This window comes from Aeromonas sp. R10-2 (assembly GCF_040908445.1).
Taxonomy (GTDB): domain Bacteria; phylum Pseudomonadota; class Gammaproteobacteria; order Enterobacterales; family Aeromonadaceae; genus Aeromonas; species Aeromonas veronii.
On record NZ_JBFODS010000013.1, the window covers coordinates 12,708 to 34,981 of the forward strand.

General features: G+C 62.4%; 21 protein-coding genes and 1 riboswitch. Of the genes, 10 read left to right on the forward strand and 11 right to left on the reverse strand.

From position 1 onward, the window contains the following. Positions 1-7: 7 nt before the first annotated feature. Positions 8-1,642 carry a diguanylate cyclase gene (locus tag AB5Y97_RS01935; RefSeq protein WP_368157198.1) on the reverse strand — a complete coding sequence of 545 codons (1,635 nt, stop codon included), beginning with the start codon at positions 1,640-1,642 and terminating at the stop codon, positions 8-10. Between the two features lie 83 nt (positions 1,643-1,725). Between AB5Y97_RS01935 and AB5Y97_RS01940 the strand changes: the two genes are divergently transcribed. Together AB5Y97_RS01940 and AB5Y97_RS01945 are read left to right on the forward strand one after the other, a co-directional pair. Beyond that, positions 1,726-2,166, forward strand: coding sequence for a DUF2214 family protein (locus tag AB5Y97_RS01940; protein WP_005355246.1), 441 nt, complete (start codon positions 1,726-1,728; stop codon positions 2,164-2,166). Between the two features lie 130 nt (positions 2,167-2,296). Then, positions 2,297-3,196: a DMT family transporter gene (locus tag AB5Y97_RS01945; RefSeq protein ID WP_368157199.1), complete on the forward strand. Its 900-nt coding sequence runs from the start codon at positions 2,297-2,299 to the stop codon at positions 3,194-3,196. A 66-nt stretch (positions 3,197-3,262) separates the two neighbouring features. Here AB5Y97_RS01945 and AB5Y97_RS01950 read toward each other — a convergent pair whose 3' ends face one another. The 3 genes from AB5Y97_RS01950 to AB5Y97_RS01960 form a co-directional block, all read right to left on the reverse strand. Further along, positions 3,263-3,889, reverse strand: a complete 627-nt coding sequence (locus AB5Y97_RS01950) for a glutathione S-transferase family protein (RefSeq protein ID WP_042081220.1) — start codon at positions 3,887-3,889, stop codon at positions 3,263-3,265. Between the two features lie 106 nt (positions 3,890-3,995). Next, complete coding sequence (locus AB5Y97_RS01955) at positions 3,996-5,264, reverse strand: O-acetylhomoserine aminocarboxypropyltransferase/cysteine synthase family protein (protein ID WP_005336464.1); 1,269 nt, start codon at positions 5,262-5,264, stop codon at positions 3,996-3,998. A gap of 150 nt (positions 5,265-5,414) precedes the next feature. Then, positions 5,415-5,591: a hypothetical protein gene (locus AB5Y97_RS01960; RefSeq protein WP_005355239.1), complete on the reverse strand. Its 177-nt coding sequence runs from the start codon at positions 5,589-5,591 to the stop codon at positions 5,415-5,417. A gap of 100 nt (positions 5,592-5,691) precedes the next feature. On the opposite strand from AB5Y97_RS01960, the gene sgrR reads away from it, so the two are divergent. From sgrR to AB5Y97_RS01980, 4 genes are all read left to right on the forward strand, one after another. Continuing rightward, on the forward strand, positions 5,692-7,395 hold the full coding sequence (gene sgrR, locus AB5Y97_RS01965) for an HTH-type transcriptional regulator SgrR (protein WP_368157200.1): 1,704 nt from the start codon (positions 5,692-5,694) through the stop codon (positions 7,393-7,395). 145 nt (positions 7,396-7,540) lie between these two features. Continuing rightward, the gene (katG, locus tag AB5Y97_RS01970) at positions 7,541-9,718 is read left to right on the forward strand and encodes a catalase/peroxidase HPI (protein WP_144716071.1); all 2,178 of its coding nucleotides are present in this window, start codon (positions 7,541-7,543) and stop codon (positions 9,716-9,718) included. Between the two features lie 265 nt (positions 9,719-9,983). After that, positions 9,984-10,379: a thioesterase family protein gene (locus AB5Y97_RS01975; protein ID WP_005336457.1), complete on the forward strand. Its 396-nt coding sequence runs from the start codon at positions 9,984-9,986 to the stop codon at positions 10,377-10,379. Between the two features lie 44 nt (positions 10,380-10,423). Next, positions 10,424-11,125: a hypothetical protein gene (locus AB5Y97_RS01980; RefSeq protein ID WP_042655738.1), complete on the forward strand. Its 702-nt coding sequence runs from the start codon at positions 10,424-10,426 to the stop codon at positions 11,123-11,125. Positions 11,126-11,161: 36 nt separating this feature from the next. On the opposite strand, the gene AB5Y97_RS01985 is transcribed toward AB5Y97_RS01980, so the two are convergent. From AB5Y97_RS01985 to tyrS, 3 genes are all read right to left on the reverse strand, one after another. Then, a complete protein-coding gene (locus AB5Y97_RS01985) occupies positions 11,162-11,911 on the reverse strand; it encodes a lipase secretion chaperone (RefSeq protein ID WP_144716072.1) in 750 nt (249 codons plus the stop codon). Next, positions 11,908-12,819, reverse strand: coding sequence for a triacylglycerol lipase (locus AB5Y97_RS01990; protein ID WP_100644867.1), 912 nt, complete (start codon positions 12,817-12,819; stop codon positions 11,908-11,910). The genes AB5Y97_RS01985 and AB5Y97_RS01990 overlap by 4 nt, the downstream gene beginning before the upstream one ends. A 168-nt stretch (positions 12,820-12,987) precedes the next feature. Next, positions 12,988-14,253: a tyrosine--tRNA ligase gene (gene tyrS / locus AB5Y97_RS01995; protein WP_368157201.1), complete on the reverse strand. Its 1,266-nt coding sequence runs from the start codon at positions 14,251-14,253 to the stop codon at positions 12,988-12,990. Between the two features lie 144 nt (positions 14,254-14,397). Here tyrS and AB5Y97_RS02000 point away from each other — a divergent pair, with 144 nt between their 5' ends. Beyond that, the gene (locus tag AB5Y97_RS02000; RefSeq protein ID WP_144716075.1) at positions 14,398-15,246 is read left to right on the forward strand and encodes a helix-turn-helix transcriptional regulator; all 849 of its coding nucleotides are present in this window, start codon (positions 14,398-14,400) and stop codon (positions 15,244-15,246) included. 12 nt (positions 15,247-15,258) lie between these two features. On the opposite strand, the gene AB5Y97_RS02005 is transcribed toward AB5Y97_RS02000, so the two are convergent. Both AB5Y97_RS02005 and AB5Y97_RS02010 read right to left on the reverse strand, forming a co-directional pair. Further along, a complete protein-coding gene (locus tag AB5Y97_RS02005; RefSeq protein WP_144716076.1) occupies positions 15,259-16,035 on the reverse strand; it encodes an ABC transporter substrate-binding protein in 777 nt (258 codons plus the stop codon). Between the two features lie 109 nt (positions 16,036-16,144). Beyond that, the gene (locus tag AB5Y97_RS02010) at positions 16,145-17,446 is read right to left on the reverse strand and encodes a hypothetical protein (protein WP_368157202.1); all 1,302 of its coding nucleotides are present in this window, start codon (positions 17,444-17,446) and stop codon (positions 16,145-16,147) included. Positions 17,447-17,669: 223 nt separating this feature from the next. Here AB5Y97_RS02010 and AB5Y97_RS02015 point away from each other — a divergent pair, with 223 nt between their 5' ends. Continuing rightward, entirely contained in the window at positions 17,670-17,987 is a 318-nt protein-coding gene (locus AB5Y97_RS02015; protein ID WP_064339202.1) for a DUF1496 domain-containing protein, read from the forward strand. Between the two features lie 309 nt (positions 17,988-18,296). On the opposite strand, the gene AB5Y97_RS02020 is transcribed toward AB5Y97_RS02015, so the two are convergent. Further along, complete coding sequence (locus AB5Y97_RS02020; protein ID WP_005355226.1) at positions 18,297-19,745, reverse strand: catalase; 1,449 nt, start codon at positions 19,743-19,745, stop codon at positions 18,297-18,299. 161 nt (positions 19,746-19,906) lie between these two features. On the opposite strand from AB5Y97_RS02020, the gene AB5Y97_RS02025 reads away from it, so the two are divergent. Both AB5Y97_RS02025 and AB5Y97_RS02030 read left to right on the forward strand, forming a co-directional pair. Next, positions 19,907-20,404, forward strand: coding sequence for a GNAT family N-acetyltransferase (locus tag AB5Y97_RS02025; RefSeq protein WP_201947155.1), 498 nt, complete (start codon positions 19,907-19,909; stop codon positions 20,402-20,404). A gap of 4 nt (positions 20,405-20,408) precedes the next feature. Beyond that, positions 20,409-21,269 (forward strand): GyrI-like domain-containing protein, encoded by an 861-nt coding sequence (locus AB5Y97_RS02030; protein ID WP_201947264.1) that lies wholly within the window; start codon positions 20,409-20,411, stop codon positions 21,267-21,269. 96 nt (positions 21,270-21,365) lie between these two features. On the opposite strand, the gene AB5Y97_RS02035 is transcribed toward AB5Y97_RS02030, so the two are convergent. Next, entirely contained in the window at positions 21,366-21,953 is a 588-nt protein-coding gene (locus tag AB5Y97_RS02035) for a superinfection exclusion B family protein (protein ID WP_201947156.1), read from the reverse strand. A 172-nt stretch (positions 21,954-22,125) separates the two neighbouring features. Beyond that, positions 22,126-22,232: riboswitch (yybP-ykoY riboswitch) on the forward strand. Positions 22,233-22,274 lie beyond the last annotated feature (42 nt).

Consider the following 22,274-nt stretch of genomic DNA (forward strand, 5'->3'; position numbering starts at 1 on the left):
GCGGTGGCTACCCCTCGTTGGTTTGTTGCCGGGGCTCGCCAAAGGCGGGAATATCCTCCTCGGCACTCTGGTGAGGGGCGTGGCGCAGCGGGAAGCAGATACGGTTTTTCCCCTCCCGCTTGGCCTGATAGACCCCCTTGTCGGCCAGCTCCACCAGCTCTTTGGCCGAGAGCCCGAAGCGGCTGAAAGCCACCCCGCCACTGATGGTGATGGTGAGATCGGGTTCGCGCCACTCCAGCTGCTCCACCCCGAGCCGGAACGCTTCCAGCAGGGAGGGGAGCATCGGCTGCTCTTCGCCGTAACGGAAGATCAGCACCAGCTCCTCGCCGCCATAGCGGCAGAACCAGCCCCACTCGTGGAACAGATTCATGCCCAGCTTGCTCACCCGCTTGAGCACCACATCCCCTGCCTGATGGCCATGGGTATCGTTGACCCGCTTGAAATCATCCAGATCGAACATCACCACCCCGAAGGGAGCGCCACTGTTGAGCTGCTTTTGCAGGCACTCGTCGAAGAAGCGACGATTGTAGAGCCCGGTGAGTTTGTCCTGATGGGCTTGCAGGCGGATCTGGGCAAAGTCCTGGCTGGCGGCATCCATCTCTTCATAGACCTTGGCCAGCTCCAGCATGCGGCGGCCGTTGTAGGCGATACCGCCGGAGCGGCTGGCGCGGATCAGCAGGATGATCTCCCCCAGCATGCGGCGGAAGTAGCGGGTCCAGAGCAGGGCCAGCAGCAGATAGAAAATGCAGGCAACGGCAATCATCAGCAGCACGTTGATGGAGACGTTGTCGATCACCTGATGCATGTTGGCGGTAGGCTCGACACTGAGCAGGAACCAACGTTGCTCGGGGACACGGTAGTAAGAGACCATCAGGCCGCTGGCATTATCGAGGAAAAAGCCCTGCGGCAGTTGCATCCGGGCCAGCCAGTCGGGGTGAGCGAGGGGTTTGAATACCCGTTCGCGATCCGGATGGGCCAGCACCAGCCCGTCATGGTTGAGCAGGAGCTGATAGCCATTGCCCAGATGGTGACTCTGAGCATGCCGACTGTTTAGCCAGCTGGCGAGGGGGGTGAGCTGGGTATCCAGCGAGAGTACGCCAACCCGCTTGCCGTCAGGATCTTCAATTACCCGGGCCAGCGCCATGGTGAGGGTGCCCAGGGTGTAGTCGTAATAAGGATCAGTCCAGACAATCTGTCCGGGATGGCTGGCGGCCAGCAGATACCAGGGGCGGGTTCTGGGATCGAACTTCTCGTCGGCCTGCCAGGATGGGTGGATCAGCATCTTGCGATGCTCGGTGCCCACGTAGACGTAATCGAGCTCCATCACCTTGTGATAGGCCTGCCATTGTTGCAGGTAGCGTTCGCCGTTAAGGATCTCCGGGCCGCTGAAATCCCGATAATTTACCTGCTGATAAATGAGCGTAAACTGGCGTTTGAGGGTCGCCAGATAGGGTTCGATCAGGGTATGGAAATACTGGGTGTTGCGAGCAATCAGATATTGTTGCTGCTCGTGGCGCAGGGTGCGCTCCATATGCAGGTAGTAGATGCTGCCGAGCAGCAACACAGGGATAAAGAGCAAGAGGAGGCCCAGCCGCATGCGGGTGATCAAAGACCAAGTGTTCTTGGGCTTGGCGGGGGACATGAACAGATCCTTTTCGTCTCGGGTGACACCAGCATATATGATGCTGTGCGGCTCGTCTAAAGGCAGAAAATGAGATGTTTCCGATGCTGAACCACACTCTGCTCTCAATGATTCATTATGGCAGCATAGCGGTGCTGATCCTTGCCCTCTGTGTCGAGTATCTGATCTTTCGGCGCGGCCTGAACATGCTGCGAGTGCGCCGCCTGCTGCTGGCCGATGGGGTGGCTGCACTGGCGCTCTTCTCCATCTTTGCCACCGGGTGTCTGCTGGCCCTTGAGCATGCCAGCTCGGTGGCAGAGATCTTTGCCCATCCTGCCCACGGCCTCAAGATGGGGCTGTTTCTGCTGATTGTCGGCTCCCTCGTTTATCCCAGCCGCCTCTTCTATCGCTGGCGTCGTGCCCTGCGTCTGGGCAAGGCGCCGATGATCTCCATCCAGCAGCACTTCCGGGTGGTGTGGATCCTGCGGGGCAATCTGCTACTGATTGCCCTGTTGGCCGTGTTCACCAAGCCCTCGCTGCTGTAACACTCGTTGTGCTCAAAGCAGTGCGATGCAGAGCGTGGAGAGCGAAGACAAAGAGTGGAGACAAGAGGATAGGGAGGCGGGTATCTTGGATCGGATAACCCGTCACGCGCCGATTTAAGGAAGAATCGCCATGCGCTCCAATCTGATGTTGCTGATGGCTGCCACCATCTGGGGTATGGGCTTTGTCGCCCAGCGCCTCGGGATGGATCACATGGGGCCCTATACCTTCAATGGCCTGCGCTTTCTGCTCGGCGCCCTCTCCCTGCTGCCGCTGCTCTGGTGGCTCAAATCCCGACAACCTGTTGCCGTCGCGGGCGACCATCGCCAGCTGCTGATCGGTGGTGTGCTGGCCGGGTTGGTGCTGTTCTGTGCCGCCTCCCTGCAGCAGGTGGGGCTGCTTTATACCACTGCCGCCAAGGCCGGTTTCATCACCGGGCTCTACATCATTCTGGTGCCGGTACTGGGGCTGCTGCTGCGCCACAAGAGCGGGCTCAATACCTGGATCGGCGCCTTCATTGCGCTGGCCGGTCTCTATGTGCTGAGCGTCACCGACGAGTTTACCATCGGCTTTGGCGATCTGTTGCAGGTAGTCGGCGCCCTGTTCTGGGCTGTGCATCTGCTGCTGGTGGATCACTACTCCAACCGGGTTGCCCCCATCAAGCTCGCTGGAGTGCAGTTCGTAGTCTGCGGCCTGCTCAGCCTCGCCACTGCTTTTGTTATCGAAACCCCGACTGTGGCTGGCGCTGTGGCCGGTTGGCAGGCGCTGCTCTACGCCGGGCTGGTATCGGTCGGGGTCGGTTATACCCTGCAGGTGGTGGGGCAGCGGGGCGCTCATCCGGCCCACGCCGCCATCATCCTCAGTCTGGAGACCGTCTTTGCCGCCGTGGGTGGCGTATTGCTGCTGGGTGAGACGCTGGACGAGCGCGCCATTGCCGGTTGTGCCCTGATGCTGGCGGGGATGCTTATCTCTCAAATCCGGCTACGCTGGTGGTGGAAGTCGCGCCGGGACAAGGTGCCCGCGACCAAGTAAACCGCAGCCCGCCGCATAACAAAAACGCCCCGACAGTCGGGGCGTTTTGCATGATGGCGATTCGGATCAGGGGCGCTGATCCAGCTCGCGCTCCAGCTCCATGGCCTTCTGACGGGCCGGATGGGTATTGAGGCGCTGCCAGTAGGCTTGCAGGTGCGGGAAGTGGGCCAGCTGACCACTTTGCGCCAGCAGATCCACCAGGAAGGAGTTCATGATGTCGGCGCCGGAGAGGCGATCCCCCACCAGATAGTGGCGATTCGCCAGTACCTCATTGAGGTAGCCCAGCACCTTGGCACACTCCGCCTTGGCGTAGTCCGGCAGGAAGCGCATCGGGCTGCCATCCTTGCGCACGAACATGTCGAGCAGCAGCGGCAGAATGCCGGAGCTCTCGGCAAAGTGAAGCCACTGCAGGTATTCGGGATAGTCGGGACTATCTGATGCCGGTGCCAGCCGTTCCGGAGCGTGGCGGGCAATCAGGTACTCGGTGATGGCGCCCGATTCCGCCAGCACCCGGCCGTCGAACTCGATGACTGGCGACTTGCCGAGGGGGTGGATGGCCTTGAGCTCGGGCGGCGCCAGAAAGGTGGCGGCATCGCGCTGGTAAGCCTTGATCTCATAGGGCAGGCCCAGCTCTTCGAGCAGCCAGATGATGCGCTGGGAGCGGGATTTGTTCAGGTGGTGCAGGACTATCATAACGACCTCGATTCGGTGGCAGGAAAGTGTGTACGAACGGGCGAGGGGGGCGGTTCACCGGCAGTAAAAAAGAGCGGGCTTGATGCCCGCTCCCTCGTTGACTGACTCAGGCCTCCAGCGCCTGATCCAGATCCGCCAGAATGTCCTCGATCGCCTCGATCCCCACCGACAGCCGGATCATCTCGGGTTTGACGCCAGCCTTGGCCTGCTCCTCCTCGCTCAGCTGGCGATGGGTGGTGGAGGCGGGGTGGCAGGCCAGCGATTTGGCGTCGCCGATATTGACCAGCCGCTTGAAGATCTTCAGCGCATCGTAGAAGCGCACGCCCGCCTCGTAGCCATCCTTCAGACCGAACGAGAGGATGGCCGAGGGGCGACCGGCCATGTACTTCTCCGCCAGCAGATAGTGGGGGTGACCCGGCAGACCGGCATAGCTGACCCAGGCAACCTTGGGGTGATGCTTGAGGTGGTTGGCGACCCGCAGGGCGTTGTCGACGTGGCGCTCCATGCGCAGGCTCAGGGTCTCCAGCCCCTGCAGCAGCAGAAAGGCGTTCATCGGCGCCAGCGCTGCGCCGGTATTGCGCAGGGGCACTGTGCGTACCCGCCCAATAAAGGCGGCCGGGCCAAAGGCCTCGGTATAGACCACCCCGTGGTAGGAGGGTTCGGGTTTGGTCAGTTGCGGGAAGCGCTCGGCGTGATCCGCCCAGGGGAACTTGCCCGAGTCGACGATGACGCCGCCCAGCGAGTTGCCGTGGCCGCCGACATATTTGGTCAGGCTGTGCACCACGATATCGGCGCCATGTTCGATGGGCTTGCAGAGCACCGGGGTGGCGACCGTGTTGTCGACGATAAGCGGCACTCCACGGGCGTGGGCTGCCTTGGCCAGCGCGGCCAGATCGACGATGTTGCCCGCCGGGTTGCCGATGCTCTCGCAGTAGACCGCCTTGGTCTTGTCGTCGATCAGGGCGGCGATGGCCTCGGCGCTGTCATCCTTGGCGAAGCGCACCTCGACCCCGAAGCTTGGCAGCATGTGGGCGAACAAGGTGTAGGTGCCACCATAGAGCTGAGGGGTTGAGACAATGTTGTCACCGGCGGCGGTCAGCGCCTGAATGGCGTAGGTGATGGCGGCGGAACCTGCCGAGACCACCAGTGCGGCGATCCCCCCTTCCAGTGCGGCCATCCGCTGCTCCAGCACATCGTTGGTGGGGTTCATGATGCGGGTGTAGATGTTGCCCGGCACCGCCAGATTGAACAGATCCGCCCCGTGCTGGGCGCTCTCGAATTCGTAGGCCACCGTCTGGTAGATGGGCACGGCGACCGCCTTGGTGGTGGGGTCGCTGGAAAAGCCGTGGTGCAGGGCCAGGGTCGCATCTTTCATCACACACTCCTTGTTGGATGTTGCTTGTCGCAGTTATAGATGGATAGACGTCCAATCTATCAGGCCCGTGGCCGATGTAAACAGCAAGATCCGGCAAAGCAATGTCGCCCGCAGGGGATGCGCGTCCCGAGTGGCTGGCACGGCTCACACTCAGAGGCGACGGCGATACTCCTTGTCGTCGATCTGGTTCATATCCCACTGCATCAGGCGGTTGAGCTGCTGCATGGGATCCTCGATGAGCGGTAAGGGGCGTGGCAGGATCCGCTTGAAGTAACGGCGCAAGGTCTGCTGGATCCGGTTCGGTTTGATGGGGTTGGCGTGGCTCATGATGGTGCTCCTCTGCTGTGGTTCTCACGTTCGCCAGCAGTATTGAGCTAAAATGCGGAAGTAAAAACTGATGACTTATAGCAACAGGATTTCCTCTTTTATGCCGACCGGTCGCCTCTACCAGCAATTTCAACGACTCGCCCAGCTGCTTGGCAGCGACGAGCGGGAGATCAGCCTCGCCGAGGTGGCGGATCTGCTCTGCTGCACCCCGCGCAACGCTCGCTTGCTGCTGCGGCGGATGCAGGATCAGGGCTGGCTCAGCTGGTCGGCGGAAGCGGGGCGGGGGCGGCGCTCCCGGCTCACCCTGCTCGACAGTCAGGAGAGCCTGACCCGGCGCCGCTTGTGGGATCTGCTCAGTCAGGGCCAGCTGGCGCAGGCGGTACGGCTGGCCGAAGATCGCCTCGATCTGCTCACCCCGCTGCTGATCGAACAGCTCGGTCAGGCCACCCGCGAGGGGCGCCAGATCCTGCGGGTGCCCTACTACCGGCCGTTGCCACAGTTGCTGCCCACCGGCCCGATGCGCCGCTCCGAAATCCACCTGAGCCGTCAGATCTTCAACGGCCTCACCCGGCGAAATGAGGAAAATGGGGAAATCGAAGGGGATCTCGCCCACCACTGGGAGTGTCTGGGCCCTTGCCACTGGCGTTTCTACTTGCGCCCGGCGGTGCGCTTTCACCACGGCCGCGAGCTGGTGGTGGAAGATGTGATGGAGAGCCTGTTGGCCCTGCGGGATCGCCCGCTGTTCGCCCATCTGGATCGGCTGGAGAGCCCCTGGCCACGCACCCTGGATCTCTATCTCGACAGTCCGGATCCCTGGCTGCCCCACCTGCTGGCGGAGCCGGTGGCGACCATTTTGCCGCGAGAGCTCAAGGGGGAGGCGGGCTTTGCCCTGCAACCTGTGGGCACCGGCCCTTACCGGGTGGCTGTGAACGATCCCCTGCATCTTTGCCTTGCGGCGTTTGACGACTACTTCGGCCTGCGCGCCCTGCTCGACGAGATCGACATCTGGATGCTGCCGGAGCTGGCGGAGCGGCTGGAGACCCACCTGCAGCTGGGGTGCGACAGCCCTGAGCTCGGTACCATGCGCGGCGAATCGGAGCTGGAGTCGGGCTGCTACTTCCTGCTGCAGGACGATCGTTCCGGATCCTTGCAGGATCCCTCCCTGCGCCAGTGGCTCGGCCAGCTGCTAAATCCGGTAGCTCTGATGGGGCGGGTCGCCCCCGAGTTGCAACGGGGCTGGACCAGCGCCCTCGGCCTGTTGCCCCACTGGCGCGAAGCGCTGCCCGCGCCCTTGCCCACACCGGCGCAGTTGCCGGGAAGACTGGTGCTTGCCTGCTTCAACCAGCATCTGGAGTTCAACGAGTGCGCCAACGCCATGAGCAGCCTGCTGGCCGAACAGGGGATCAGGCTGGAGGTGCGCACCCTCGATTACGGTCGCTGGGTGAGTGGCGAGGATGAGGATGTGGATCTCTGGCTCGGCACCCTCAACCTCGAACATGCCGGCCCCTTTGCCCCCTACGCCTGGTTGCAGGGCACCCCGTTGCTGCGCAAGGTGTGGAGCAGTCAGCATGAGTTGTGGCAAGGGTTGATGCAGTGGCGCGCCAGCGGTGAGGAGCCCGGCCCCCGCGCCCTGCTGGCAACTGTGCAGCAGCAGAGCTGGTTTGTGCCGTTGTTTCACCACTGGCTGGAGCTGGAGAGCCGGGTCGGCGTGCACGGGGTGCGGATGACGGCGCTCGGCTGGTTCGATTTTCGCAGCGCCTGGTTGCGGCCGGAACCGCCCCATCAGCCCGCAGAGGCGCCATAGTTCGTCCAATTTCTGTCGCGGCCGACGAGTGCTCCGTGGCCGCTTGCGTGAAAGATCCGTAAATCGGCCGCTGCTGCACAGTTTGTGTCACGCCTCTGTGCCATGCTGTTTCAGGTTATGGACAGCAGAGCAAATGAGGAAAACGATGAGCAATAATTCAGACAGTTCCGCAGGAAAATGCCCGGTCATGCACGGGGGAACCACCTCCGTCGAGACGTCCAGAATGGAGTGGTGGCCGAAGAGCCTCAACCTCGACATTCTTCACCAACACGATACCAAGACCAATCCGCTGGGGGCCGGTTTCAACTATCGGGAAGCCTTGAAGGGGCTCGATATGGCGGCCCTCAAGCAGGATGTGACCGCACTGATGACCGACAGTCAGGAGTGGTGGCCCGCCGACTGGGGCCACTACGGCGGCCTGATGATCCGCATGGCCTGGCACTCGGCCGGTACTTACCGCATCGCCGATGGCCGCGGCGGCGGTGGCAGCGGCAACCAGCGCTTTGCCCCCCTCAACTCCTGGCCGGATAACGCTAACCTCGACAAGGCCCGTCGCCTGCTGTGGCCCATCAAGAAGAAGTACGGCAACAAGATCAGCTGGGCCGATTTGATTATTCTGGCGGGCACCGTGGCCTATGAGTCCATGGGGCTCAAGACCTTCGGCTTCGCCTTTGGCCGCGAGGATATCTGGCACCCGGAGAAGGATATCTACTGGGGATCGGAGAAAGAGTGGCTGGCGCCCAGCGGCAAGCCGGGCGGTCGTTACTCCGGCGAGCGGGATCTGGAAAACCCGCTGGCGGCGGTGATGATGGGGCTTATCTACGTCAACCCGGAAGGGGTGGATGGCCAGCCCGATCCCCTGAAAACCGCGCAGGATATGCGAGTCACCTTCGCCCGCATGGCGATGGATGATGAAGAGACGGTGGCGCTGACCGCCGGTGGCCACACCGTCGGCAAGGCTCACGGCAACGGCGATGCCAAACAGCTTGGCCCCGAGCCGGAAGGGGCCAGCCTCGAGGAGCAGGGGCTCGGCTGGATCAATCACCACAGCCGCGGCATCGGCCGCAACACTGTGACCAGCGGCATCGAAGGGGCCTGGACCACCCACCCGACTAGGTGGGACAACGGCTACTTCGAGCTGCTGTTCAAGTACGACTGGTGGTTGCAAAAATCACCGGCGGGGGCCCATCAGTGGGAACCGATCAATATTGCCGAAGAGGATATGCCGGTGGATGTGGAGGACCCGTCGATCCGCTGCAAACCCATGATGACGGATGCCGACATGGCGCTCAAATTCGATCCCGAGTATCGCAAGATTGCCGAGCGCTTCCGCGATGATCCGGCGGCCTTCTCCGACGCCTTCGCCCGCGCCTGGTTCAAGCTGACCCATAGGGATATGGGGCCGAAGAGCCGCTATGTCGGCCCCTATGTGCCGACAGAAGATCTGATCTGGCAGGATCCGGTGCCAGCCGGACGTGCCGATTATGACGTGGCGGCGGTGAAGGCCAGGATTGCCGCCAGCGGCCTCTCCATCAGCGAGCGGGTGAGTACCGCCTGGGATAGTGCCCGTACCTTCCGAGGCTCCGACAAGCGGGGCGGTGCCAACGGCGCCCGCATCCGGCTGGCTCCCCAGAAGGATTGGCCGGGCAACGAACCGGCGAAGTTGGCGAAGGTGCTGGCGGTCTATGACAAGCTGGCGGCCGAGTGTGGCGTCAGCGTCGCGGATCTCATCGTGCTGGGGGGCAACCTCGCCATCGAGCAGGCAGCCCAGGCCGCCGGGGTGACGGTGAGCGTGCCGTTTGCGCCGGGCCGGGGGGACGCCACTCAGGCTCAGACCGATGTGGCCTCGTTCGAGGTGCTGGAGCCGCTGGCCGACGGCTTCCGCAACTGGCTGAAGCAGGACTATGTGGTAACGGCGGAGGAGCTGCTGCTGGATCGCGCCCAGCTGATGGGGCTCACCGCCTGCGAGATGACAGCGCTGGTCGGCGGGATGCGGGTGCTCGGCACCAACCACGGCGGTACCGGGCACGGGGTCTTTACCGATCGGGTCGGGGTACTCAGCAACGACTTCTTCGTCAACCTGACCGACATGGACTACCAATGGCTGCCGAAAGCGAGCAATCTCTACGAGATCCGCGATCGCCGCAGCGGCGCCCTGAAATGGACGGCCACCCGGGTGGATCTGGTGTTCGGCTCCAACTCGGTGTTGCGCGCCTATGCCGAGGTCTATGCCCAGGATGACAACAAGGAGAAGTTTGTCTGTGACTTCATCACCGCCTGGAACAAGGTGATGAATGCGGATCGCTTCGATCTGCTCGGCTAGTCCCCGAGCCGTTTGGTTATCTGCACCAGCCCCGCACACCCAAGGTGTGCGGGGCTTTTTACTGCCTGCTTTTTTTGCAGAGCACCAAAACCCGCCGCACTGCGACACCTGCTGGCCGTTCGTGCAGGGTCGTGGGCATCCCTGTCCTTGGCCCAGCAGTATCATGTAACATGCTGATCCGCTGGTGATGCCCTGTGGCCACCCATTGGCCACTGATGTCCCATGAACGGACAAGGACAGAAAGAAAGAGACAAGGAGTCAACCCATGCTGGAAATGCAGATCCAACCCCGCTTTCAGGAGACGGATGCCCTCGGCCATATCAACAATACGGTGCCGGCGGTCTGGTTCGAATCGGCGCGGGATCCCCTGTTCCGGATCTTCTCCCCCGATCTGGATGTGCATAACTGGCATCTGATCATCGCGGGCTATACGGTGCAGTTCAAACGGGAGCTGTTCTACGGCCAGCCGGTCACCATCAAGACCGGCGTGCGCCGCATTGGCACCAGTTCATTTACGGTCTGGCAGGAGGCCTGGCAGGGCGGCGAACTGGCCGTCACCGCCGAAACGACCCTGATCCATTTTGACTACCGGGCCCGCCAATCCCTGCCCCTGAGCGATGCTCACCGGGAAGGGCTGCGGGCCTGGCTGACAGAGAGTTAACCACGGGCCGGATGGCCCATCACAGGAGTGTTATGTACAACTCAATGCGCAACACAGCGATCGCGCTGACCCTGGGATTCTGCTCCCTCCCTTCTCTGGCCGCTTCTCTCGCCGAGCAGTTTACCCTGATGGAGAAGGGGGCCGAGAGCGCCCTCGATACCCGTCAATTCAGCCATGACGGCGTCGATATCAAGGCCTGGATCGATGGCGCCCCCGTCATCATCGCTGTGCCCATCATGAACGAACTGGGCAAGCTGGAAGGGGAGAGCCGCTACTACTTCAAGGGCGGCAAGCTGTTCGGGGTCAAAGAGCCCGCCGCCCAGTTCGCCTTTGACGACAGCGGCAAGCTGACCCAGTGGCTGGACGAGAAGGGTCAGCCCGCCGAGTTCGTCAGCAAGATGAGCATGCAGCAGCGTCAGGAGTGGCTCACCAAGCGGGCTGCCGAGCTGAGCAAGCTGTTTGTGGTGAGCGCGGCCGAACAGAAGGCGGCCAAGGGGGGCGTCAAGCTGAAGGGGGCGGATCTCGCTCACTGGCTCTGCAACGGCAAACTGATGGATCTTGCCCACGGCGACAAGGTGATCTTCGAGCAGGATAAGCTGAAGATTGGCGAGCAGGGGATCGAGGGGGAGGTCTCCCTGCGTCAGGATAAGGGGTGGCAGGAGCTGAGCCTCAAGTGCGAGGTGCAGGGCACCCAAGTGACCCGCCTCACCTGGCAGCCGCTGCCGGGTGCCAACAAGCCGCAATAAGCGCAATAGCAAGGGGGCCCATCTCGGGCCCCCTTCTCATTCGGTGTGTGGCTCCCCCAGCTTGAGCCGGGTGAGTGCCTCGACCCGGCGCCACTGTCCGGGCTCGAACCAGCGTGCCAGCAGCTCCTGCTGCTGTTCGGCCCGGGTCTCGTTCGGCAGTTGTCTGAGCTCGGCCAGAAAGCCGCTGAGCTGCTCCTCGAACCCTTGCCGGTTCTGCTCCAGCTGGCGCATCCGATCCACCGCTTCCGGCCCCCCCGTCTCCAGCAGCAGAGCCTCCCGTTTGGATGGCTCCATCTGAGCTAGCTCTTGCAACTCCTCAAGCAGGCGGCTGTTGGCCTCCGCCTCGCGAAACCAGCCCGGTTGCTCCGCCAGCCAAAGATCCAGCTCGCTGGCCAGCTGCGACTTGTCGCTGTCTCTCGCCTCCGCCAGCGCCCTGCGGCGCAGGGTCAGCTGCTCCATCAGCCGATCCTCGGTAAACAGCTGGGCCTGCTCGGCCGGGGTAAAGCTCTGCTGGCGCAGCTGCTCCCGCTCGTCAAACAGGATCTGCAGGCTGGCGAGGGAGATCTCGGTGGGCACCGTCAGGCTGCTCTGGGCGGAGACAAAGGTGCGATAGCGCGCCTGCAGGGCATCGGCGGCCTCCTGCTCGGGATCGTGCGGGTGGCTCTGTGCATGCTGGCTGGCTTGAGCGGAGGATGAGTCTGCCGTCGGTGCCGTGGGCCAGAGCAACACCCCGCCAAGCAGCAGGGTGATGGCGCAGGGCACGACGAGCAGGGTGGCTATCTTCATAGTCCCAGCTCCTTGAGACGGTTGGCATGCTGGCGATAGAGGGTGACCGGATCGGTCTCGAACAGGTGGTGTATGCCGAAGGACTGGTTCACTTCGTCCAGATGGTTCATCCGGTAGCCGGTGCCGATCACCTTGCCGAGGTGGCTGCTGCAGACCCCGACCAGCCCGTCATTGGGCTCCTTGAAGAAGGCGCCGGTCAGCGCCAGCGCCGGATCCACCGGATCCAGCAGATTGGTCAGGTTGCCGCGTCCGCTCCAGGAGAAGTAGTAGACGCCGTTGGTCGCCTGCATCGGCCCCTCGCCGCAATAGCGGCTGGGCAGCCCCTCCGGGTAGCGCTGGTTGAACTGGCTGGCCCCCTTGCTGGTGAGGGCATCGAGGGCGGCGACCGGATCTTGCGGCAGCTGGCTCCCGCCCGAGAGCAGTGAAATCATGCCGGAGAGGGCGTGGGCCGCGGCGGCCGCCAGCTTCTCGGCGGCGCTGCCGGGGGCGGCATTGGCCCGCACCAGATCGGCAATCTCTGAGCCGTAGTTGACCCCGCCGACGCTGGTGGCGGAGGCGACCAGCTCGGGGGCGACCGAGGCGACATAGCGGATGGTGGGGCCGCCGTGGGAGTGGCCGATCAGGTTGACCTTCTCGGCGCCGGTGGCCGCCAGCAGCAGCTCAACCTGGGCGAGCAGTTGCTCCCCCCGTTGCTCCGAACTGGCGGTGGCCGATACCTGAGCCACGTAGACTTTGGCACCATCCCGGCTCAGGGCCTGGGGAATGCCGTAGAAGTAATCGACCCCGAGCAGCTTGTCGAAACCGAACAGGCCGTGCACCAGCACTATGGGGTAGCGGGTCTGGGTGTATCCGCTGGCGTGTGCCAGCATGGGCAGGGTGCAGAGCAGCACCAGAAGCCATCTCTTCATCATCAGCATCCTTGTTGATTCGTGAGGAACAGATTGTGTGGCGTACTCCATGTTCGCCGGTGCCAGTATGGTGGCTGCTGACGGGAGAGGCTGTGAGGGGGATCGCAACTCGGGATTCAAAAGGGGTTCAGGGTGCGGGCGGGGAAGCTGAGCTCCCCGCCCTGCGGCTTATTGCCACTCCACCAGGTGATACTGCTTCTTGCCCCGGCGCAGCAGCAGGTAGCGGCCAAACAGCCGATCATCGGCACTCAGCTGTTCATCCTGCTTGATCACACCATTGAGGCTGATGGCCCCCGCCGCCAGCAGCTCGCGGGCGATGCGTTTGGAGTTCGCCAGACCGCAGCTGACAAGCAGGCTGACCAGATCCGTCTCGCCGCTGACGGTGCTGCTCGGCATGCCATCCTGCGCCAGCTGGGCCAGATCGCTCTCGCCGAGGCGGGCCACGTCGCCGCTAAACAGCAGCTCGCTGATACGCTGCACCGCCGCCAGCGCCGCCTTGCCGTGCACCAGCTCGGTCAGCTCGTTCGCCAACACCTGCTGTGCCTGCTTGCGGCCCTGCCGCTGGGCATCTTCCGCCTCCAGCTCGGCAATCTCGGTCAGCGACATAAAGCTGTAGTAGCGCAGGAAGCGGTAGACATCCTCATCCGCGGTGCCGAGCCAGAACTGATAGAAGGCATAAGGGGAGGTGAGCGCCGGATCGAGCCAGACCGCGCCACCCTCGGTCTTGCCGAACTTGGTGCCGTCCGCCTTGGTGATAAGGGGCAGGGTCATGCCGTGTACCTGCGCCTGATGGAGGCGGCGGGTGAGATCCATGCCGCTGGTGATATTGCCCCACTGGTCGTTGCCGCCAATCTGCAGGGTGCAACCGAGCCGCTGGTGCAGCACCGCAAAGTCGTAGGATTGCAGCAGAGCGTAGGAGAACTCGGTGAACGAGATGCCCTGATCCGGGCGAGCCAGCCGCTGGCGGACCGATTCCCGCGCCAGCATGGCATTGACCGAGAAGTGCTTGCCGATATCCCGCAGAAAGTCGAGGGCGGACATCTGCCCCATCCAGTCGCCATTGTTGACCAGTTGCGGGGCCGACAGGCCCTCATCGGCGGGCAGCAGTGCCCTGATTTGGGCCGACAGGCTGGCGACCCAACCCTGTACGGTATTGGCACTGTTGAGGCTGCGCTCGGTCGCCTTGAAGCTGGGATCGCCGATAAGACCGGTCGCCCCGCCCACCAGTGCCACCGGGGTGTGGCCCGCCAGCTGGAAGCGGCGCAGCATCAAGAGCGGCACCAGATGACCGATATGCAGGCTGCCGGCGGTGGGATCGAACCCGCAATAGACGGTGCGCGGGGTGGCAAGATGATCGGCCAGGGCCGCCGGGTCGGAATTCTGGGCCACAAGGCCGCGCTCGGTCAGCTCATCGAGCAGGTGGGGGTTGATCATGGGTGCTCCAACAACAGGGGAAAAGCCGTCATCCTCGCCGTTCTGGCCGGTGGCGGATATGTCCCCTGAGGGACAGTTTTGCCACTCTCGTGCTAGCATTCAGCCATAGCGGGAATCGCTCCCCGTCACCGGAAACGTGCCACCATGACCCAGCCATTCCCCACAGATGCCTTGACCCGCAGTATGACCGAGGTGGTCGATGCCCTGCACAGCAGCGCCTTTCCGGCGGCGCTGGTGCGGCTGATCCAGCAGCAGGTGGCGTTTGATTGTGCTCTGCTGCTCGGGGTGGGGCAGCGGCCCGTCTACCTCTACGACAACCTCAACCATCAGCGGGCCCTGCTGTTTGATCGCTACCTCACCAGCCACTTCAGTCAGGATCCCTTTATGCAGGCGCTGGAACAGGGCTTGCCTGCCGGCGTCTGGACCCTGGCGCAGGTCTCCCAAGGGCGGCTCGATCCCGAATATCGCCACCACTTCTATCAGGCCACCGGCTGGCAGGAGGAGGTGGGGCTGATCCTGCCGGTGCGGGACGGGCTGACGCTGATGCTGTTTATGGGGCGACTCGACAAGCGCAGTACCCTCAGCCGTGACGAGCTGGCGAGGCTGGAGCAGCTGTTCCCGCTGGTGCATTCGCTCTGTCGTCAGCAGTGGCGGCAGAGCCAGCCACTTCTGGCCCAGAGCACTGCGCTGCCAGACAGCGCCAGCCTCAAGAGCGCGGTGGAGCAGGCGATGGCGAGTGTCGGGGGCGATAGGCTTACCCGGCGCGAGCGGCAGGTGGCGGAGTTGCTGCTGCAGGGGCTGGATACCGAGGCGATTGCCGCGGAGCTCGGGATTGGCAGTGGCACGGTGAAGAATCACCGCAAGCATCTCTATGGCAAACTGCGGCTCGGCTCGCGGGCCGAGCTGTTCAATCTCTTTCTGAACCACCTCATTACGGCGCCGGTGGAGGCATCCCCCGTTTCATCGATGGGGGATACAACGAGCCCGCCATAGGGCGGGCCGGGGTTACTCGAGGCGCGGGATGGTGGGAGTGGTTTCGGGCAGGATACTGAGCAACTGGTAGCGCTTCATCAACTGCTTGTATTCATCCCCCTGTTTGACCTTGTCCAGCGCCTGTTGCAGGCGGGCAACCTGTTGCTTGTCTGCCCTCAGGTTGAAGGCGAAGCAGTTATCCTGCTCTTCAATGATCGCGACGGTGACAAAATCCTCGCTGGGGAAACCCAACTCCTTGGCCTGATGGCGCAGCATCACCTCGTTGCCCGCCACCAGATCGGTGCGTGCCATGATGAGCTGGCGCACCACCTGATCCATGCGCTCCACCGCCATCATATTGCCCGGGCTGATCCCGCGGTTGAGCAGCAACTGCTCCCCGACATCCGCCTGCATCACGCCGATCTGCAGCTTGGCGAGATCCGCTTTGCTGGCCACTTTGGGGGCATCCTGCTTGCGGCCGACCAGCGCGACCCTGGAGTGGCTGATGGGGCAGACCCAGAGGAAGTGGGGCTCCCGCTCCTTGGTGTGCGCTGTGGTAAAGAGCACGGCCTCTTGCTGCTGGGTCAGCAGATACCAGCCGCGGGCCCAGGGCAGAAAGTGGATGGGTTGCTCCGGCTCCCCCATTTCGCGCCACATCAGGCGCAGCAACTCGACCGCTAACCCCACAGGCTGACCATTTTTATCCTGGCCATTGAGTGGCATGTTCTGCTCCGAATAGTAGATAAGTGCCGGAGCAGGGAGCGCGATAAACAGGGCGAGAGAAGCGAGAGCTGGGAGCAGACGACGCATGATGCACTCCTTGTACGGGTAGTTACCTAACAGTCTATGTGGCCTTTTCCATAACGTCATGATCCGGTAGCGGGATAAAAAACAGGCCACCTTGCGGTGGCCTGTCGGTTTATTTGAGCAGGGCTTCCATCTCCGCCTCTGCCTTGGCGCGAGCCTTGGCTTCCGCCGCTCTGGCGGCATCGGCGACGCTCTCTCCGGCCGTATTGGATGCGGCACTGACGGCCTGCCGGGCGGGTTCGGCAACGGCCTTGGTTGCCTCTTGCGTCACGGTCGCGGCGGCACTGCTGACGGCCTGTTTGGCCGGAGCGGCAACAGCCTTGGTTGCCTCTTGCGTCACGGTCGCCGCGGCACTGCTGACGGTCTGTTTGGCCGGAGCGGCAACAACCTTGGTTGCCTCTTGCGTCACGATCGCAGTGGCGCTGCTGACTGCTTGCTTGGCAGGAATGGCAACGGCTTTGGCCGCTTCTTGCGTCGCGGTTGCAGCGGCGCTGCTGACGGCTTGCTTGGCAGGAGTGGCAACGGCCTTGGTGGCTTCTTGGGTCGCGGTCGCAGCGGCGCTGCTGGCGGCTTGCTTGGCTGGAGCGGCTACGGCCTTGGTCGCTTCTTGCGTCACGGTGACGGCAGTGCTGCTGACGGCCTGTTTGGCAGGTGCGACAATGGCCTTGGTGGCTTCTTGCGTCACGGTGGCAGCAGTGCTGCTCACCGCTTGCTTGGCTGGCGCAGTGACAGCGGTGGTTGCAGTGCGGGTAAGAGCGGTCGTGCTTTGGCTCACCGCTTGGGTGGCCTGCCCTGTGGCATTGGCGGCTGCGCCGCTGATGGCTTGGCTAGCGCTGTTGGTCAGCGAACCGGTGACGCCGCGAGTCACTGTGCCCAGCGCGCTGCCAAGGGAGAAGGGGGAGGCGCCACTCTGACTGGTTGCCGTACCGGTCAGGGCATTGGCCGCCGGGGTGAGCTGGTTGGTGGGGGTCTGCCAGCCCTGCATGGCGGTTGGCCAGGTCGGTGCCGTGCCCGCCAGATTTTCGCCGAAGGTCAGGGTGGTACCATCCCCTTTTTGCAGCAATACCGACATCTGGTTGGTTTGCGAGTTCCACACCATCCCCGCCTGCTTGGCGATATCCGGCACGGGCGCATACTCGGAGACCACATAGAAAAGCGGCCCCTCCTGCTGTAACTTGTCGGCCGTCTTGAGCAACTGCATGGTGCTGTCGTAGTTGGGGCCAAGGATGGCGGTCATCCGATCCTTGATCAGGGGTTGTTCGAACAGATTGACCTCGTTCGGGTCAAAGCCGACCAGCGGCTTGAGCAGGGCCCACATCAGCTGGCTGGTGGGGCTCATCATCAGCAATGGGGCAACGCAGGCGGACAACATCAGGCTCAGGCAGGCCGCCTGAAGCAACGGCATGATACGCATTGGGATAATATCCAAATAACGATTTGATAAATAAGGTTATATTTTGTCAGGATGTGACAAATTCACCGGAAGTTTGCGCGTGGCAGCGAGAGACTGCCCGCAGGCGCTGGCAGGCTACCATATTGGTTCCACAATGCCAGCAGGCAGTATGATTGTCAGTCAAGTAAACCCCGGGGCTGGTCGACTCTTCGAGAGAGCCTCCCATCGAAACAGGATCCCTCTCATGAAAAATGTACTGCTTTGCCTGCTGGCCTCCCTCTGGCTTATCCCCGCTCTGGCCGCGTCCAAAACCACTGTGGTGGGCGAGTCTGCCAGCCCCGAGCTGGTGCTACCGTTGGGCTCATTGCCCGAGCGGGTCTGCTGGTTTGCGGATCAGAAATATTCCGAAGGGGCCCGCATTCTGCAAGGAGATATCTGGCTGGAGTGCGGCCCGCAGAACGACCTCGAGAGCAATGGCGCGCTGTCCTGGCGCTCTCCTGCGGTGGTGTTGCCTGCCACCCGTGGTGCGAAAGCTCAGAAGACGATTTCCGTGGGTCAGTGAGGCTTTTCTTGATCCAGCTAAAGACATGGACGTGATCCCTGTCGCATAATGCAGCTCCTTTCTTCTCTTGGCTGGAACCTAAGAAATGGCTCGTCGCTCTTCTAATGCACAACGTCGTCGCAGTAGCTGGTGGTACAAACGCTTGTTGGCAAGGGAGCGGGAAGAGCGCGAAGCGCGTTCCGTCCGGGATTGATACAGCAGTGAAAACAGAGCCTTGGGCTCTGTTTTTTATTTATCAAATACCGTCATGACGAGAACGGGGGCCATCAGGCCCCCGTTTTGTTTTTGCAGATGTTGCCTGCTTGTGGCTTAGCGCTGCAAGGCGGCCAGTGCCAGTTCGACCCGTTTGGCATACTCGGGGTCGGCCTGCTCGAAGTGTTTGAGCTGGGCCGCGACGATGGCGTCATCCTCCACATTGATAAGGGAGCGGGCCAGGTTGGCGGCGAGCCGCGAACGCTGTCCCTCGTCCATGATGCGGAACAGATTGCCCGGCTGGCTGTAGTAGTCGCTGTCGTAGTCACGGAAGTCGTAGTGCAGGGCGGCCCCTTCCAGACTCAGCGCCGGTTCGTGCTGCTCGCTCGGCTGCTGGGTACCGAAACGGTTCGGCTGGTAGTTGGGGCTGGCGCCGCCATTGCTGTCTGCCCGCATGGCACCGTCACGATGGGCACCGTGATGGAACGGACAGCGCGGGGCGTTGACCGGCAGCAGACCGTGGTTGACGCCAAGGCGATAGCGCTGGGTGTCGCCGTAGGAGAAGAGTCGCCCTTGCAACATGCGATCCGGCGAGAAGCCGATACCGGGCACCACGTTGGCCGGGGTAAAGGCGGCCTGCTCCACATGGGCGAAGTAGTTGTCCGGGTTCTGGTTGAGCTCCAGCACGCCCACCGGGATCAGCGGGTAGTCGCTGTGCGGCCACACCTTGGTCAGGTCGAACGGGTGGATGTTGTAAGTCTGGGCTTCGGCCTCCGGCATCACCTGCACATAGACCTTCCAGCGCGGGAAGTCGCCCCGCTCGATGGCATTGAACAGATCCGCCTGACTGGTCTCCCGATCCTGCCCGACGGCGGTGGCGGCCTCTTCATCGGTGTAGAAGCTGTGGCCCTGCTCGGTCTTGAAGTGGAACTTGACCCAGAAGCGCTCGTTGGCATCGTTGATAAAGCTGAAGGTGTGGCTGCCGTAGCCGTTCATCTCCCGCAGGCTCTTGGGGATGCCGCGATCGCTGAACAGTATGGTGACCTGATGCAGGGATTCCGGATGGCGTGACCAGAAGTCCCAGGCGGCGGTGGCGCTGCGCAGGTTGGTGCGCGGATCCCGCTTCTGGGTGTGGATGAAGTCAGGGAATTTCAGCGGATCACGGATGAAAAAGACCGGGGTGTTGTTGCCCACCAGATCCCAGTTGCCCTGCTCGGTATAGAACTTGAGGGCGAAGCCGCGCACATCGCGTTCGGCATCGGCGGCGCCCTTCTCACCGGCCACGGTGGAGAAGCGCAGGAATACAGGCGTCTGCTTGCCGATGGCGCTGAACAGATCGGCCTTGCTGAACTGGCTGATGTCGTGGGTCACGGTAAAGGTGCCGTAGGCGCCCGAGCCCTTAGCGTGAACCACCCGCTCGGGAATGCGCTCGCGGTCGAAGTGGGCGAGTTTCTCCATCAACCAGATATCTTGCATCAGGATGGGGCCGCGCGGACCGGCGGTGAGGCTGTTGTTGTTGTCGACGACGGGGGCGCCGTTGGCGCTGTGCAGGGTCTTGTCAGTCATGGCTTCTCTCCTTGTTGATATGGGGTCAGCCTACGGATCTGCGTTGTGCTCGGCCAATGGGCCTTGCCTCGCTCTTTGATAGGCAAGACAAATCGGTGTTGCTGGGGGATGTGTAACCGCGCCGGATATTGCATGATGGAGGCTTCGAAAAGGAGCCTCATATGCAGATTACTATCCGTCATGCCGAACCCGCCGATGCCCCCGCCTTGCGGGATCTTTACGCCATGCCCAATGCCCAGGCGGGCACTTTGCACCTGCCTATGCCACCCCTTAGCCAGTGGCAAAAACGGTTGGAGAACGGTGATGTGGTCGCATTGGTGGCGGAGGCCGATGGGAGGCTGGTGGGTCAGATCTCATTGCATGTGGAGCCCAATCCCAGACGCAAGCATGTGGCCGGGATTGGCATGGGAGTGCGGGATGACTGGGCTGGCAAGGGGGTTGGCTCTGCCCTGATGGCCGCGGCGCTGGATCTGGCCGATAACTGGCTCAACTTGCACCGGATTGAACTGACGGTTTTTGTCGATAACGAAGCGGCGCTTGCGCTCTATCGCAAGTTCGGCTTTGTGGAGGAGGGGCGGGCCCGCGATTATGCCTTCCGCCAGGGGCGCTATGTGGATGTGTTCTATATGGCCAGAGTCGCGGGGGGCGCCAGTCGCTAACGGCATGGTCGATTATCAGGCCAGATTGCGCCCGGTGATCCGGGCGCTGGAGCAGAACCCCGATCTCTCCATCGAAACGCTGGCAAGCAGTGCCTGCTTGTCTTTCTACCATTTTCACCGGGTGTTTACGGCTGTGGCGGGGGAGACGCCCGGGGAGATGTGTCGTCGTCTGCGCATCCAGCGGGCTGCTTGGCAGCTCTGCTATACCGATGCCAGTGTCACGGCCATTGCGTTGGGGGCGGGGCTCGCCAGCTCTCAGGCGTTTGCCAAGGTATTTCGCCGTTACTATGGTTGCACGCCGGGAGAGTTTCGCCGCGACAAGAGCAAGAATGGACACTTGATGAGCAAGGATGGACACGCACTTGTGCAGCCTAATCCTTATGCTGAGGGTCACTCATCAGCAAGGAGTAATACCATGAAAACCACCGAGATGGACGCCCGCACTCTGGCCTATATACGTGTCACCGGCCCCTATGGCGAGGGGTATGACCCCGTCTGCAGCCAGCTGCATCAGTGGGCCAGCGCCCGCGGTCTGGAAGGTGGGGAGTGGATCTTCATCTATCACGATAACCCCGAGGTGACTCCGCCAGCCCAGTGTCGCACTGACATCGGGGTGACGGTGCCTGCGGGGACAGTGGGGATGGGAGCGGTCGAGATCCAGCTTATTCCCGCCGGTCGTTACGCCCAGTCCCGTTATCTTATTACCGACCGCAGCCAGTATGGCCCGCGTTGGCAGGAACATATCGGCGACATCGTTGCTGCCGGGCTGGAGTTTGGCAATGGTCCCTGCTTCGAGCTCTATCACAGCATGAGCGATGATCCGGTGCAGGACGATGTCAGCTTTTGCTCCAGCCTCAAGGGGTAGGGCGCAGAAGGGAAAGCTGAGTGGGATAGAATGTTGTGCAGAAACGAGAGAGCCGGACAGTGTCCGGCTCTTTTGCATCTGGCGGCTGGGCGGCGGTTAGCGCTGGAACCCCTTCTGGGCGAACTTGGGTCTGGCATTCATGATCTGCTCCACCTGCTCTTCGCTCATCTTGCCGCGCGACAGTCCCAGCACCTTGTAGGTGAGCAGTGGTCGGGCGGGCAGGGCGATCATCAGGGCGCGGATCTGGTTCTCGTCATCCTTCTCCCGGGTCGGCTTGCCGTAGGCGTAGGTGAGGACGCCGGCATCCATCAGGTTTTTGACGGCGGGCTCGGTGATCGGCAAGTTTATGACGCTTTTACGCTGCAGCACGAACTCACGCAGCACCGCTTTCTCGTTGAAGTCGAGGAAGCCGATCATCTGGGCCAGCTGGTCTTGCTGACGGCGCGCCTGCCACTCTTCGCACGCCCACTCCCAGGCGATCAGGAAGCCCTGACTGCAGAAGTAGGAGATGGCGATCAGCATGCCGACCCCCAGCCAGGCCGCATGATCCGCAGCCCACTGGCTGACGGCCCCTTTCATCAGCCCGGCCGGAAACAGCAGAATGATGCTGCAGCAGAGCAACAACCAGACCATCAGCCAATTGAGGCGGTTCAGTTGATAGAAATGTTGGATCCACCGTTTCATTGTTCATCCTTCCCAAACTGTTGTGGATAGTGAACTACCTACAGCAATCGGTGTGCCAACAGCGCAATAGCGGTGGGGAGGAGGGACTGGCGAGGTTACATTCCCTTACAACTTATTGAATGAGTTGTCATTAATTTGCCTTGTGAGGCGGTGGTCGAGTTGCTAAAACGTCTCCTCAGTCATTGGGGAGTAGCAACCCGCCCGCATTCCGGGCCGGGCCCATGTCAACACTCTTGGATCCTCGCATCCATGGCATGGGCGGCGATAGGCACTATCGCTCTGCAAGACCTTTGGCCTCGATATGCACGCCAGCCGGGCGAG